This window comes from Actinomadura oligospora ATCC 43269 (genome assembly GCF_000518265.1).
In the GTDB taxonomy this organism is placed as follows: Bacteria; Actinomycetota; Actinomycetes; order Streptosporangiales; family Streptosporangiaceae; genus Spirillospora; species Spirillospora oligospora.
The window spans coordinates 40,557-53,987 of sequence record NZ_JADG01000022.1 but is presented as its reverse complement, the minus strand read 5'-3'; the positions used below and the strand labels follow the sequence as shown (position 1 = coordinate 53,987).

Genomic DNA, 13,431 nt, shown 5'->3' with positions numbered 1-13,431 from the left:
TCAGTCCAGGGTGAAGTGGTCGGGACCGGAGTAGACCCCGGTGGCGAGCTTGCGGCGCTGCATCAGCAGGTCGTTGAGCAGGCTGGACGCGCCGAGCCGGAACAGGTCCGGGGTCAGCCAGTCGGGCCCGGCGACCTCGTTGACCATGACCAGGTACTTGATCGCGTCCTTGGTGGTGCGGATGCCGCCCGCGGGCTTCACCCCGACCGTCCGCCCGGTGGCGTCGCGGAAGTCCCGCACGGCCTCCAGCATGATCATCGTGACCGGCAGGGTCGCGGCCGGCGAGATCTTGCCCGTGGAGGTCTTGATGAAGTCGGCCCCGGCCCGCATCGCCAGCCAGGACGCGCGCCGCACGTTGTCGTAGGTGCGCAGCTCACCGGTCTCGAGGATCACCTTCAGGTGCGCGTCGCCGCACGCCCGCCTGGTCTCGACGATCTCCTCGTGGACCTTCAGGTAGTCGCCCGCCAGGAACGCGCCCCGGTCGATCACCATGTCGATCTCGGACGCCCCGGCCGCGACGGCCGCCCGCGTGTCCGCGAGCTTGGCCTCCAGCGGCGCGCGTCCGGCCGGGAACGCCGTCGCCACCGAGGCGACCCCGATCCCGGAGCCCTGGAGCGCGTCCACCGCGACCTCGACGAGGTCCGGGTACACGCACACCGCCCCGACCTTCGGCGCGTCCGGCTGCGCCGGATCCGGCCGGACGGCCTTGGCGCACAGCGCCCGGACCTTCCCGGCGGTGTCCGCGCCCTCCAGGGTGGTCAGGTCCACCATGGAGATCGCCAGGTCGATCGCCCGGGCCTTGGCCGTCGTCTTGATCGACCGCGCGCCGAGGCGCGCGGCCCGCTCGTCCGCCCCGACCTGGTCGACGCCGGGCAGTCCGTGCAGGAACGCCCGCAGCTCGGCCCCGGTGGGCATAGTCTCCGTTGACACCACCCCAGGATCACGCACGAATCCCACCGGCACAAACCGGACCCTTGATCACCACTCCGCCCCCACCACCTGCACATCCCCGGGCACAAGATCCGCCCGGTGGTCACCCATGCCAGGGTTGTCCAGCATGACCGATCTCGCCGTGGCGCTCGGCCTCGCCGACCTGGCTCGGTTCACCAACGGCCGCTTGCATGAGCAACTCGTGGCGGCTCTGACGCCGCGTCTCTAAGGGCGTTGGGCGTGCCGCATTGTCTGCGGCACGCCCTTGCGTCCGTCACTTGAACAGTTCGTCCGGCGTTCCGACCGTGCCGGCGCGCATGAGCCAGGCCCGGAGCCGCTCCGGATCCGTGCACGCCAGGATGTGTTCGCAGACGTCGGTCGACACCGTCAGGCCGCGTCCCTGCAGGACGAGGAGAACACCCTCGGCCTGCCCTTCGTTACGGCCGTCACGGACTCCCCTGGCACGCGCCTCGGACACGTACCGGAAGACGTTCGCCGTCACCCGAAGACGTCCTCCTCCGTCAAGGCCGTCACCGCACGCAACAGCCACCCACGCAGAACGTCGGGGTCCACGCACTCGTGAACCCGCTCCCGGGCCTTGTCGGACACCGCGACCCCGCGCCCCTCCAGGACAACGAGCAGCGCCTCTCCCTGCCCCTGCGCCCGCCCTTCGGCCCGGCCCTCGCTGAGCCCTTCCGCACGGCCCTCGCTGAGCCCCTCTGCGCGGCCCTCCTCGCGGAGGACGGACACGTAGCGCGGGTTGTAGGTCTTCATGAACTGCCTCCAAAGCACGGCCTCGGTTTCTTTCGCTCCAGCCGATGGAGCGCTTCGTGTCTTGGTGTGGCCATGGCTTGAAGCTACGGTTCACGCTTGCTTGATCACGGATCATTGCGGATTTATGGCTTCAAGTGATCAGGCTGGTTGTCCGTTTGGGGAGGGGATGGGTGGGCATTCACGTTCGGCCTCCCTATGGGGGAGGACTAGTTTGGGGTGGCAGGTTGGGTCGCCTAGGGAATCAGTATGGGGACGGGCCTCCGAACATTTCGCTTAGGCGAGGGGCCAGTTCGAACTCGCCGCGGATTTTGAGGCGGCCGTCCATCATGAGGCTGGCGGGGTTGGCGTCGCCGACCAGAATGCGCAGAAAGTCGGGTGTGGACGCCGTGAGGGTGAGCGCGGGCGCGCGTGAGGGGCCCGGGCCCGCGTACGCGCGTTCGCCGGTGATCGTCATCGTCCAGGTGGTGGCGGAGCCGTCGGCGGTGGTCAGGCGGAAGTCGATGTCACCCTTGAAGCCGCCCGCCATGGACGGGTCGTACGCGCGGGCCATGCCGCCGAAGAAGGCGCGCTGGGCGCGCGGGCCGAAGCGACGCTCGATGGCCTCGTCCGAGGCGTTGTGGACGATCCGGAACAGCCCCTTCTGGACGCGTCGCCGGGCCTCGTGCCGGACGTCCGCCAGCGTCGGACGGCGCAGACGCGGCCCCCGGTGCGCACGGGCCACCTCGGCGTCCTCGTCCATCCGGTATCCGACCGGCAGCGAACGCGCGGGCTCACGCCGTTCCAGAGCGCGCTCCACGGCCGGGGCCAATCGTGCGGCCTTCTCCGCCTCACGCTCCTCGCGTCCCTCGGTAAAGCGCGGGAGAACGGATTTCCCGAACAGTTCGAGTGCCTCACAGATGTGCTCGTGTCTGTTCGTCCCGGCTTGGAGGACGAAGCCGATCTGGTCGACGCCGACATTCTCGTAGCGACGGATGAGATCGGCCACCTGATCCGGTGTTCCGATCGCTCCGCGCAACGATCCGACGTTCACCCGGAGCGCTTGGGAATTGGCGATGATCTGATCACGGTCGAACCCTTGCGCGGCGCGGCGCTCTTCGAACGCCTCCCACACATTGGTGCGGCCCGGGTCGTGCGGTGTCGTCCCGTAGTAGTGCGCCAGGGCGAATCCGAAGAAGTGCGCGCCATCGATGCCGCGATCGATCGCGGTCGCCTCGTCCTCGTGCAGCATCATGGGCAGGACGACGCACACGTTGGGATTCACGGCGAAACCCGCCGGAACGCACTCGTCCGACTCGATGATGCGGTAGTACTCGTCCACCCATTTGGCGGCGTCCTCCGGCTCGACGAACGAGAACGAGAGCGCGCCGATGCCGTTCCGGGCGGCGAACTGGATGGTCTCGCGTCGCGAACACGCCACCCACAGCGGCGGATGCGGCTTCTGCACGGGCTTCGGGATCACGTTGCGCGGCGGCATCCGCAGGTGCGGCGAGTTCCAGCCCGCGAACGGCTCCTCCACGAACATGCGCGTGACGGCGTCGATCGCGTCCTGCCACTGCGCCCGCTTCTCGGCGCGCCGGATTCCGAATCCGCCCAGTTCGGCGCTGGAGGACGACTCCCCCGTCCCGAACTCGACGCGTCCGTTCGACACCAGGTCGAGCGTGGCGATCCGCTCGGCGATCCGCGCGGGATGGTTGACGCCGGGCGGCAGCTGGACGATCCCGTGCCCGAGCCGGATCCGCTTCGTCCGCTGCGACGCCGCCGCGAGGAACACCTCGGGCGCGGACGAGTGGCTGTACTCCTCGAGGAAGTGGTGTTCCACCTCCCAGATCGCGTCGAAGCCGACCCGGTCCGCGATCTCGATCTGCTCGAGCGCGTCCTGATAGAGCCGCAGCTCCTGCCCGTCGTCCCAGGGTCGCGGCAGCTGGTGTTCGTAGAAGAGCGAGAATCGGATCCCAACCACCTCCACCGTCCTGACCAGGCACGACGACCCGGCGAACACGTACTGCCCCGGTCCAGGGTCACCCCCGCCCGGCCTCGCCGTCAACACTCCGCGTCTAACAAGCGCTCGCTTGACGTCGCCTCCACTTCAGCGGGACGGTGACGCCGTCGACCCACAGGAGGGGTGAGCCATGGGGCTGCTGGACGGGCTGCGGGTGCTGGACCTGACGACATGGCGGCCTGGGCCGTACGCGACGCAACTGCTGGCGCAGCTGGGGGCGGACGTCATCAAGGTGGAGCCGCCCGGCGGCGAGCCCATGCGGGCGTTCCGATCGCATTTCGACCTGTTGAACCAGCACAAGCGGAGCGTGGCGCTGGATCTCAAAACGCAGGACGGCCGGGCGCGATGCCTTGAGCTGGCCGCAGGGGCCGAGGTGTTCGTCGAGGGGTTCCGGCCGGGGGTGGCGGAGCGGCTCGGAGTGGGGCACGCGGACGTCCGGAAGGCGAACCCGGCGCTCGTGTACTGCTCGTTGTCCGGGTACGGCGCCGAAGGACCCCTGGCGAACACACCGGGCCATGACGTGAACTACCGGGCCTACGCGGGCGCCCTTCCCCCGGACGCGGTGTCGCCCGCGGCGGACGACCTTCCCGTGGCGGACATGGCGGCGGCGACGATGGCGGCGTTCGCGATCACGGCGGCCGTCCTCCACGCGCGGACGACCGGGATCGGCGAGCGCGTCGATCTGGGGATGGCGGACGTCCTCGCCAACTGGGTCGCGACCGTCCCGGAGGCGGCGACGAGAACCCACCGGGCAGGGCCGGTGGCCGGATACGGCGTGTACCGGACGGCCGACGACCGCAGGATCACCCTCGGCGTGGTCTCCGAGGACAGGCTCTGGACGGCCGTGTGCCACGCGCTGGACCTGGACGACATCGCGCACGTCCCCTTCGTCGAACGCGTCAAGCAGGTTCGCGACCTGGACAAGAGGATCGCGCAAGCCATCGGCGAACTGGACGCGGACGAGGCGTTGCGGCGGCTGAGCGCCGAGGGCGCGCCCGTGGCGCCGGTCCTGGGAAGGGCGGAGATGATGGCGCACCCGCACTTCGCCGCGCGCGGCGTCGTCGTGGACGGGACGGTCGGCAGCCCGGTCCGGACGACGGTGACACCCCCCTCGCCACCTGGCCGGACACCCGAGCTGGACGAGCACCGCGACCAGTCCTGGGACGCCTGAAAAGGGGGAGAAAGTCCGGAAAACGACTGGCATGCTGGGAGCGTGAGCGCATACGGGACGTCCCCCATCATGGTCGGCCGGGCGGGACAGCTCGGCCGGCTGACCGAGGCCCTGGCCGCCGCGCCCGGCGCGGTGCTCGTGGGCGGTGAGGCGGGCCTCGGCAAGTCCCGGCTGATCCGCGAGTTCGGCGCGGCCGTCAAGGACGGCGCGCGCCTGCTGGTCGGCGGCTGCCTGGAGCTCGGCTCGGACGGCCTGCCGTTCGCGCCGTTCACGACCGTGCTGCGGGGGCTCGTCCGGGACGTCGGCGTGGACGGCGTGGCGGAGCTGCTGCCGCGCGGCGCGACGTCGGGGCTCGCGCGGCTGCTGCCGGAGTTCGGCGAGCCGGAGTCGGACGCGGCGTCCGGCGAGGAGCGGGCCCGGCTCTTCGAGACGATGCTGACCCTCCTGGAGCACCTCGCCGAGCGGTCCCCGGTCGCGCTGGTGATCGAGGACGCGCACTGGGCCGACCGGTCCACCCGCGACCTGCTGTCGTTCCTGGTGCGCAACGTCGGGACGGCGCCGCTGCTGATCGTGGTGACCTACCGGTCGGACGAGCTGCACCGCTCCCATCCGCTGCGCCCGCTGCTCGCCGAGCTCGGCCGCGTGGAGCGCGTCCAGCGGCTGGACCTGCCCCGGCTGACCCGGGACGAGGTGGGCGAGCTGGTCGCCGACATCCTCGGCCGCACGCCCGACCCCGAGCTGGTCGACACCGTGCAGTCCCGCAGCGAGGGGAACCCGCTGTTCGTGGAGACGCTGGTCGGCTGCGACGGACGGCTGGTGTGCGAGCTGCCGGAGACCCTGCGCGACCTGCTGCTCGCCGGGGTCGAGCGGCTGCCGGAGGAGACCCAGGAGGCGCTGCGCGACGCCTCCGGCGGCGGCACCCGGATCGACCACCGGCTGCTCGCGGCGGTGACCAGGCTGGACGACGCGGCGCTGACCCGGGTGCTGCGCCCGGCGGTCGCCGCGAACGTCCTGGAGGTGGACGGCGAGGGATACGCGTTCCGGCACGCGCTGATCCGCGAGGCCGTGCACGACGACCTGCTGCCCGGCGAGCACACCCGCCTGCACACCCGGTACGCCGAGGCCCTCGAGGACGACCCGGACCTCGTCCCCGCCGACCGTCTCTGGCACGAGCTGAGCCACCACTGGCACGCCGCGCACGACGCGCTGTGGGCGCTGGTCGCGTCCTGGAAGGCCGCCGGTGAGGCCCGCCGCCGCGTCGCGTACGCCGAGTGCCTCGACATGCTCGCCCGCGTCCTCGAACTCTGGGACCGGGTGCCGGACGCCGCCGAGCGCATCGGCGCGTCCCAGATCGAGGTGTTCGAGCAGGCCGTCCAGGCCGCCGAGAGCGCCGGGGAGCTCGACCGGGGCGTGAAGTACGCGACCGGCGCGCTGCGGATGCTCCCGGACGTCCCGGAGAACGCCTTCCGCCGCTCCGAGCTGCTGGAACGCCGTGGCCGCATGCTGTTCGACCAGACACTGCCCGGGGCCGTGGACGACCTGCGCGAGGCCGTCCGGCTGCTGCCCGCCGACGAGCCCACGTCGCAGCGCGCGCGGGCGCTGAACACGCTCGCGACGGTCGGCCGCCTGCTGCAGAACTCCGACGAGCCCCGCCAGGCCGCGCACGCCGCCCTGGAGATCGGGCGCGCCGTCAACGACCGGCACGCCGAGGTGGAGGCGCTGCTCGCCCTGTCCTGCCTGGACTTCGACTACGGCGCGGGCTACAGCGAGGAGGGCCCGACCGAGCGGCTGCTGGAGGAGATGCGGCGGCTCGCCGACGCCGAGGGCGACGACCGGCTGCGCCTGCGCGTCGCGGTCAACCGGTCGCACTTCCTGGAGGGGTCCGGACGGCACGCCGAGGCCGTCGAGATCGCCCGCGACGGGGTGCAGAAGGCGCAGGCGACCGGGGTGGCCCGCACCCAGGGCGCGTTCCTGGCGATCAACCAGGCCGAGCCGCTGGTCTCCCTCGGCCGCTGGGACGAGGCGGACACGCTGCTCCGCCGCACCATCGACCAGCGTCCCCCGCGCAAGGTCCGCACCTCGCTGTTCGCGATCGCCGGGGAGATCGCGACCGCGCGCGGCGACCTCGCCCGCGCGGTGCGGATGCTCGGCTACGCCCGCGAGGTGACCTGGCCGAAGGTGCAGGACCTGTTCGCCACCCGCCGCCTGGAGGCGGGGATCCGGCTCGCCCAGGGCCGTCCGGACGCGGCGCTCGTCGCCGCCGAGCCCGTCCTCGGCGATCCCGACGAGTCGCTTCCGGACGATTCGCGTTACGCGTGGCCCGTCCTCGTCCTCGCGGCGACGGCCTGCGCGGAACTCGGCGGATCGCCCGAGTTCGAACGTGTGGAGAAGCGCGCGCAGGCGACGCTCGTCCTGGGCGCGCTCCAACAGGCGTGGAAGAGCACCTACGACGCGTCCGCCGCGCGCGCACGAGGCGACCTCAACCTGGACGCCTGGGACGAGGCCGCCGCAGCCTGGAAGGCGCTGGCGAACCCTTACCAGGAGGCCCTGGCCCTGTCCTGGGCCGGACAGGCCGCCCTGCACGCCGGGGACCGGGACGCCGCCCGCCACCGCCTCGCCCGCGCGACCGACCTCGCCCGCGACCTCGGCGCCGTCCCCCTGCTGGACCGGCTGTCCGGGCTGACCCAGCGGGCCCGGCTCGGCGCGCAGGCCGACCCGGCCGCCGCGCCGTTCGGCCTCACCCCGCGCGAGTTCGAGGTGCTGCGCCTGGTCGCCGAAGGCCGGAGCAACCGCGAGATCGCCGGGACGCTGTTCATCTCCGCGAAGACGGCGAGCGTGCACGTCTCCAACATCCTGGCCAAGCTGGACGTCGCGAGCCGGGGCGAGGCCGCCGCGACGGCGCACCGCCTCTCCCTCTTCACCGCCGCGCACTGACCGTCCACCCGTCCACGCCGCGCGGGCGGCCCGACCCCCCTCCGGGTGACCGGGCCGCCCTGTCCAGACGCGACCACCGAACCCGCGCCGTCGAACTCGGGCCACCGAGCAGTGGCTCCGCGAGGCCGCCGGTCCGGCCGCGCCGTGGGAGTGGCGCGACCGGACCGGCGGGATGGCCGCCGCCGGCGGGACGCCACCCCAGGGATCGTCCCGCCGACGGCTCGCTCCGGCGGTCGCCGCCGAGTTCCCGTTCCGGCCCCGGTCCGAGCCCGGTGACGGGCGTCTCCCCTCCCGGACACCCGCCCCGGGCCGTCGGACCACACGGGAACTTCAGTGGCCGTCCTCGCGACGCGCGGCACGCGGGATCTCGCGGAGCTCCACCGCCGGGAGGGGCGCGCCCCGGGCCGCTCGGACGTCACCGAGTCTGCCGCCCGGCGCCCGCGCCGGACATCGGCCAACCTCCCGAACCGGGTACCTAAATCCCGATACGGATGCCGTCCACCCCTACCGAGGCCGTGACACGAACAGGACCCGGCCCCCACAAGGAGACCGGGTCCTGCCCGCTGAGCGATGCGCCTACTTCGGGACGCGGGCCACGCAGAGGACCGTCTGCCCGAACGGCGGCCGGACGACCCGCTCGATGGCCCGGGTGGCCGGGATGACCGTCCGGTCGTAGATCTTGACGAGGCGCGGGTCGGGGTAGCCCGCCCCGCCGCGCCGGACGGCCGCCCACCAGGCGATGCCGCCGAGGAAGTTGATCGGCTTGAGCACGTCCGGCACCAGGCCCGCCTCGCGGACGGCCTTCCCCAGCGTGGCCGGGGTGTACCGCTGGACGTGGCCGACCTTGCGGTCGAAGTCGCCGTACAGCTGCATGTAGCCGGGGACCCAGATGACGATGCGCCCGCCGGGCTCGGTCACGGCGGCGAGGTCGCGGAGGGCCTGGACGTCGTCCTTGATGTGCTCCAGGACGTTCATCATCACGACGGTGTCGACCTTCTGCCGGATGTCGATCGTCGCGGGCAGCTCGAGGTCGAGGACCTCGACGTCGTCGTTGCCGTCGTAGCGCTTGCGCAGCTCGCCGACGCAGTAGGGGTCGTTGTCGCTGACGACCAGGTAGTCGAGCCGGCCCGCGAACTGCTCCGAGAAGTGCCCGAGCCCGGAGCCGATCTCCAGGAGCTTGCGGCCCACGTGCGGCGCGACCATGTCGTACTCGTACTGGCGGTAGTTGCGCGCCTCGTCGCCGCCGAGGTGGTTCTCCAGCGCGCCCTCGCCGGCGGCGGGCTGGACGACGTCCTCGCCCGCGGCGGGCGGCGCGACCGGCCCTGCGGATTGCTTCGGGCCGCTGCTCAGCAGGCTGAGGACGCCGCCCATGATGCTCTTCTTCTGACCTGGTGACTGCATACTTTCCCGCTCGCTCGGATGCTGTTCGGACTGGGCCGATGCCGATCTCGGGCACAAAGGTCGGGTCAGTCTACCCACAGCAGGCGACCCGGACGGTCCCGCGACGATCGCGCGTCCGGCCGGGGAAATCACCAGGTCAACGGGCGGTTAACGCCGCCCCTCCCCTGGTCGGCCTCGGGTCAGCCGCCGGTGAACTCCCAGGCGGCCCGCCTAGGGCCCGCGGGCCCCGACAGGTTCCAGGTCACGTCCCCGTACCGGACGCTGTACAGATGGTCGCGGACGGCCTGCTCGCCCGGATCCGGACGTCGGGTGCGCGCGATCCCGTACACGTCCATGATCTCACTCAGCACGGCCGCGCGGACCGCGTCCAGCGTGATCGGCATCCCGAGGTCGGCGAGCGTGTGCCGCTCGCCCCCGCCGGACGGCAGCAGATAGGCGGGCCCGTAGGCGTTGATCGGCGTGACGTGCACCGCGAGGTGGGTGAGGACGGCGTCGCGCGTCCGCAGCCGCGCCGTCTGGACGATGCCCCCTCCGACGAGGATCTCGTGCGGGTACCCGAGCCGTCCGAGGGCCGTCCCGACGAGGACGTCCAGGTCGGGCCACTGCGCGGGGAACCGGCGCTCCCCCGGCCGAGGCCGTCTGACCAGCGAGAACAGCAGGGTTCCGGAGTCGGTGTAGACCGCCCTGCCCCCGCTCGCCCGCCGGACGACCCGGACCCCGTCCCGCGCGCAGGCGGCGAGGTCCACCGCCTCCTCGACGTTCTGGAACCGGCCGATCACGACGCTCGGGGCGTTCTGCCACACCCGCAGCACTGGCATCCGTTCCGCCGCCGTCCCCCCGGAGGGCGCGCCGGGCGACGCCACCCCCGGCCGGGGCGGCGGCACCGTCCCCGGGCCCACGGGTCTCCCCCTGCGGCGGACGGCCCGCCGCCCGCGCGGCCCGGGCACCCGCGCCAGGGCCTCGTCCAGCGCGAGGTTCCACGCCGGTTCCCGAACGTCGTCGACGATCATGCTGAGCATCCCGCCGTCCCTCCGCTCGCCTCCGTGTCGGCCGTCTCGGCCGAGCTGGCCGCCGGGGCAGCCCGGCGACCGCACCACCGCCGGGTGGCTGAAACATATCGACCCACCGGGCCGATGACAGTCGGAGAGTTTTCATATGGTGACACTGTGCAATGATCCGCAGGTAGTCGGGCCCGGGAACCGGCGGACGGTCAGCCGATGAAGCGGTGCACGTCGTCCCGCCCGCTCGGGCCGGGTTCGGCGGGCGCGATCCACGGGCCGGGCAGGGACGGGTCGAGCACGCCTTCCTCCAGCCAGGTGAAGTCGCCGTTCAGCACCTCGCGGGCGAGACGTCCGTCCTCCGCGTCGGTGTTGCGCCACAGGCCGTCGAACAGCTCGTCCACCCGCACCCGCGCCTGCCGGCAGAACACGTCCGCCAGCCGGATCGCCGACGTCCCGGGTTCGACGTCACCGCCGATGGGATCGCCCTCGGGGTGGGCGTCGGCGTGGGCGCGCACGCAGACCGCGCTCATCGCGTACAGCTCGGCGCCGATGTCGACCATGCGTCCGAGGAAGCCCTGCCGCCGCTCCAGCCCGCCCTGCCAGCGCGCCGCCGCGTAGAACGTGGAGCGGGCGAGCTTGCGCGAGGCGCGCTCGACGTAGCGCAGATGCCTGGCCAGCGGCCCGAACTGGCCGTACGCGCCGGGACGCCGCCCGGACCCGGTGACCAGCGTCGGCAGCCAGCGCGCGTAGAAGCCCCCGGCGCGCGCCGCCGCCCGCGCCTTGTCGCCGGTGGAGGCGTCCGGGTCGATGATGTCGCCGGCCACCGACAGGTGCGCGTCCACGGCCTCGCGCGCGATCAGCAGGTGCATGATCTCGGTCGAACCCTCGAAGATCCGGTTGATCCGCAGGTCGCGCAGCACCTGCTCGGCCGGGACGCCGCGCTCACCGCGCGCCGCCAGCGACTCGGCGGTCTCGTAGCCGCGTCCGCCGCGCAGCTGGACGAGGTCGTCGGCGATCCGGCACGCCATCTCGGACGCCCAGAGCTTGGCCAGCGCCGCCTCGATCCGGATGTCGTTGCGCTCGTCGTCGGCGAGCTGGCCCGACAGGTCGACCATGGCCTCCAGCGCGTAGGCGGTCGCGGCGATGAACGCCACCTTCTTCGCGATCGCCTCGTGCTCCCCGACGGGACGTCCCCACTGGACGCGCTCGGCCGTCCATTCTCGGGCGATCTTCGTGGCCCACTTCCCGGCCGCCGCGCACACCGCGGGGAGCGAGAGCCGTCCGGTGTTCAGCGTGGTCAGCGCGATCTTCAGGCCCGCGCCCTCGGGCCCGATCAGGTTCCCGGCCGGAACGCGGACGTCGTGGAACCGGGTCACGCCGTTCTCGATGCCGCGCAGCCCCATGAAGGCGTTGCGGTTTTCGACGGTGATGCCGGGGCTGCGCATGTCCACGACGAAGGCCGAGATGCCGCCGTGGTGCCCCTCGCCCTTCGGGACGCGCGCCATCACCACGACGAGGTCGGCGATGACGCCGTTGGTCGTCCACAGCTTCACACCGTTGAGGACGTACTCGTCGCCGTCCGGGACGGCGGAGCATCGCAGCCGCGCCGGGTCGGACCCGACGTCCGGCTCGGTGAGCAGGAACGCGGTGACCGAGCGCGCGCTGACCGGCAGCCAGGCGGCCTTCTGGTCGGCGGAGCCGAACAGCTTGACCGGCTGCGGGACGCCGATGGACTGGTGCGCCGAGACCAGCGCCCCGACCGCCGGGCTGCACGACCCGATGATCATCAGGGCCCGTCCGTAGTGGTACTGGCTGAGCCCGAGCCCGCCGTGCCGTTCGGGGATCTTCATGCCGAGCGCGCCGAGCTCGCGCAGCCCCTTGACCACCTCGTCCGGGATGCGGGCCTGCCGCTCGATCTGCGCCGGGTCCACGCGGGTGGCACAGAACTCTCGCAGCCGGGCCAGGAACTCGTCACCCTTCCGGCGGGCCTCGGCGTCCGGACGCGGGTGCGGGTGGATCAGATCGAGACGGAGGTCCCCCAGGAAGAGCTGCTTGGCGAAGCTCGGCAGCCGCCATTCCGTCTCGCGCGCCTCTTCGGCGACCCTCCGCGCGGTCCGCTCGTCCACGTGAGCCGCGCCCTGAGCCTCGCGCTGAGCCGCGGGGTCCGGCCGCTTTCCGGTCTGTGCGGAGTGGTCCGGCTGGTTCATGCCGACTCCTCGAGCGTGCTTCCGGGGGCTCTCCCCGTGAAATTACTCCCGGGCGAAACCGCTGAGTAGGGCCCCGGACGAGACCGTCTTGACGAAAACCGCCTCCCGCCGCCACGGAAGGTGATCCAATGGTCGCGTACCGCCCATGTCTTGGCCACTGCCCGGCCGGAGGGGTTCGCTGTGCGTGATGGATGAGACACGGAGACCTACTCTCATCTCCTCGGTGCAGCGCGCGCTGCGTCTCATGGAGGCCGTCGCCTCACACCCGAACGGAGCGCCCGCGAAGCAGCTGTCCCGCGAGGCCGGACTGCCGCTCGCCACCACCTACCACCTGCTCCGTACCCTCGCGCACGAGGGTTACGCGCTCCGCATGACCGACGGCGCCTGGGTGCTCGGCGACCGCGTCCACTCGCTGCAGGGCCAGGCGCGGGCGCAGCAGCTGCTGACCCGGATCCGCCCGGCGCTGGTCGCCCTGCGGGACGAGCTCGGCGTCGCGTCCTACTTCGGCATGCACGTGGACGACGAGATCCGCATCGTGGACATCGCGGACGGCCCGCGCGCCCCGCGCGTGGACCTGTGGGTCGGCTTCGACGAGGCCGCGCACGCGACCGCGATCGGCAAGTGCATGCTCGGCCAGCTCGACGAGGACCGGCGCCGCGACTACCTGGCCAGGCACCCGCTGGTCGACCTGACCCCGCACACGATCACCGAGCCGCGCCGCCTGATGCAGCTGCTGAACACGCAGGCGGGCCTGACCCTCGACCACGAGGAGTACGCGCTCGGCACCGGCTGCGCGGCCGTCCCGGTCACCGACGCCACGGGCAGCGTCGTCGGCGCGCTCGCGATCTCGTGCCGCTCGACGAAGCTGCCGAAGGTCGAGGCGCGGGTGCACCACATGCAGGCGACGGCGGCGCGGATCCAGCGCACGCTCAGCCTCACCCTCTGAGACATTCGTAACCGTCGAAACGGTGTTGACGAGTTACGCCTTGACGGCCTAGTTTCGTCACTGTCGTT

10 protein-coding genes are annotated in these 13,431 nt (G+C 72.3%); 3 read left to right on the top strand and 7 right to left on the bottom strand.

The window, feature by feature from the left end; all coding sequences use genetic code 11:
- From deoC to P696_RS48940, 4 genes are all read right to left on the bottom strand, one after another.
- Entirely contained in the window at window positions 1-915 is a 915-nt protein-coding gene (deoC, locus tag P696_RS0129380) for a deoxyribose-phosphate aldolase (RefSeq protein ID WP_034487627.1), read from the bottom strand.
- 289 nt (window positions 916-1,204) lie between these two features.
- Window positions 1,205-1,432: a hypothetical protein gene (locus P696_RS0129370; protein WP_026415124.1), complete on the bottom strand. Its 228-nt coding sequence runs from the start codon at window positions 1,430-1,432 to the stop codon at window positions 1,205-1,207.
- Entirely contained in the window at window positions 1,429-1,704 is a 276-nt protein-coding gene (locus P696_RS0129365) for a hypothetical protein (RefSeq protein WP_026415123.1), read from the bottom strand. The genes P696_RS0129370 and P696_RS0129365 overlap by 4 nt, the downstream gene beginning before the upstream one ends.
- 241 nt (window positions 1,705-1,945) lie before the next feature.
- Entirely contained in the window at window positions 1,946-3,664 is a 1,719-nt protein-coding gene (locus tag P696_RS48940) for an LLM class flavin-dependent oxidoreductase (RefSeq protein WP_157429986.1), read from the bottom strand.
- A gap of 169 nt (window positions 3,665-3,833) precedes the next feature.
- Here P696_RS48940 and P696_RS48935 point away from each other — a divergent pair, with 169 nt between their 5' ends.
- Both P696_RS48935 and P696_RS58890 read left to right on the top strand, forming a co-directional pair.
- Complete coding sequence (locus P696_RS48935; RefSeq protein ID WP_051468336.1) at window positions 3,834-4,874, top strand: CaiB/BaiF CoA transferase family protein; 1,041 nt, start codon at window positions 3,834-3,836, stop codon at window positions 4,872-4,874.
- Between the two features lie 42 nt (window positions 4,875-4,916).
- Window positions 4,917-7,808 (top strand): helix-turn-helix transcriptional regulator, encoded by a 2,892-nt coding sequence (locus P696_RS58890; protein WP_026415122.1) that lies wholly within the window; start codon window positions 4,917-4,919, stop codon window positions 7,806-7,808.
- A 576-nt stretch (window positions 7,809-8,384) separates the two neighbouring features.
- On the opposite strand, the gene P696_RS48930 is transcribed toward P696_RS58890, so the two are convergent.
- The 3 genes from P696_RS48930 to P696_RS0129335 form a co-directional block, all read right to left on the bottom strand.
- Window positions 8,385-9,179 carry a class I SAM-dependent methyltransferase gene (locus P696_RS48930; protein WP_245627857.1) on the bottom strand — a complete coding sequence of 265 codons (795 nt, stop codon included), beginning with the start codon at window positions 9,177-9,179 and terminating at the stop codon, window positions 8,385-8,387.
- A 209-nt stretch (window positions 9,180-9,388) separates the two neighbouring features.
- Window positions 9,389-10,228: a lipoate--protein ligase family protein gene (locus tag P696_RS53075; RefSeq protein ID WP_051468335.1), complete on the bottom strand. Its 840-nt coding sequence runs from the start codon at window positions 10,226-10,228 to the stop codon at window positions 9,389-9,391.
- 191 nt (window positions 10,229-10,419) lie between these two features.
- On the bottom strand, window positions 10,420-12,417 hold the full coding sequence (locus P696_RS0129335; protein WP_084338356.1) for an acyl-CoA dehydrogenase family protein: 1,998 nt from the start codon (window positions 12,415-12,417) through the stop codon (window positions 10,420-10,422).
- 187 nt (window positions 12,418-12,604) lie between these two features.
- Between P696_RS0129335 and P696_RS0129330 the strand changes: the two genes are divergently transcribed.
- On the top strand, window positions 12,605-13,363 hold the full coding sequence (locus tag P696_RS0129330) for an IclR family transcriptional regulator (RefSeq protein WP_026415120.1): 759 nt from the start codon (window positions 12,605-12,607) through the stop codon (window positions 13,361-13,363).
- Window positions 13,364-13,431 lie beyond the last annotated feature (68 nt).

Coding starts and splice junctions, on each gene's coding strand:
- deoC (WP_034487627.1), bottom strand. CDS start 915: ATGCCCACCGGGGCCGAGCTGCGGGCGTTCCTGCACGGACTGCCCGGC.
- P696_RS0129365 (WP_026415123.1), bottom strand. CDS start 1,704: ATGAAGACCTACAACCCGCGCTACGTGTCCGTCCTCCGCGAGGAGGGC.
- P696_RS48935 (WP_051468336.1), top strand. CDS start 3,834: ATGGGGCTGCTGGACGGGCTGCGGGTGCTGGACCTGACGACATGGCGG.
- P696_RS48930 (WP_245627857.1), bottom strand. CDS start 9,179: ATGGGCGGCGTCCTCAGCCTGCTGAGCAGCGGCCCGAAGCAATCCGCA.
- P696_RS53075 (WP_051468335.1), bottom strand. CDS start 10,228: ATGCTCAGCATGATCGTCGACGACGTTCGGGAACCGGCGTGGAACCTC.
- P696_RS0129335 (WP_084338356.1), bottom strand. CDS start 12,417: ATGAACCAGCCGGACCACTCCGCACAGACCGGAAAGCGGCCGGACCCC.
- P696_RS0129330 (WP_026415120.1), top strand. CDS start 12,605: ATGGATGAGACACGGAGACCTACTCTCATCTCCTCGGTGCAGCGCGCG.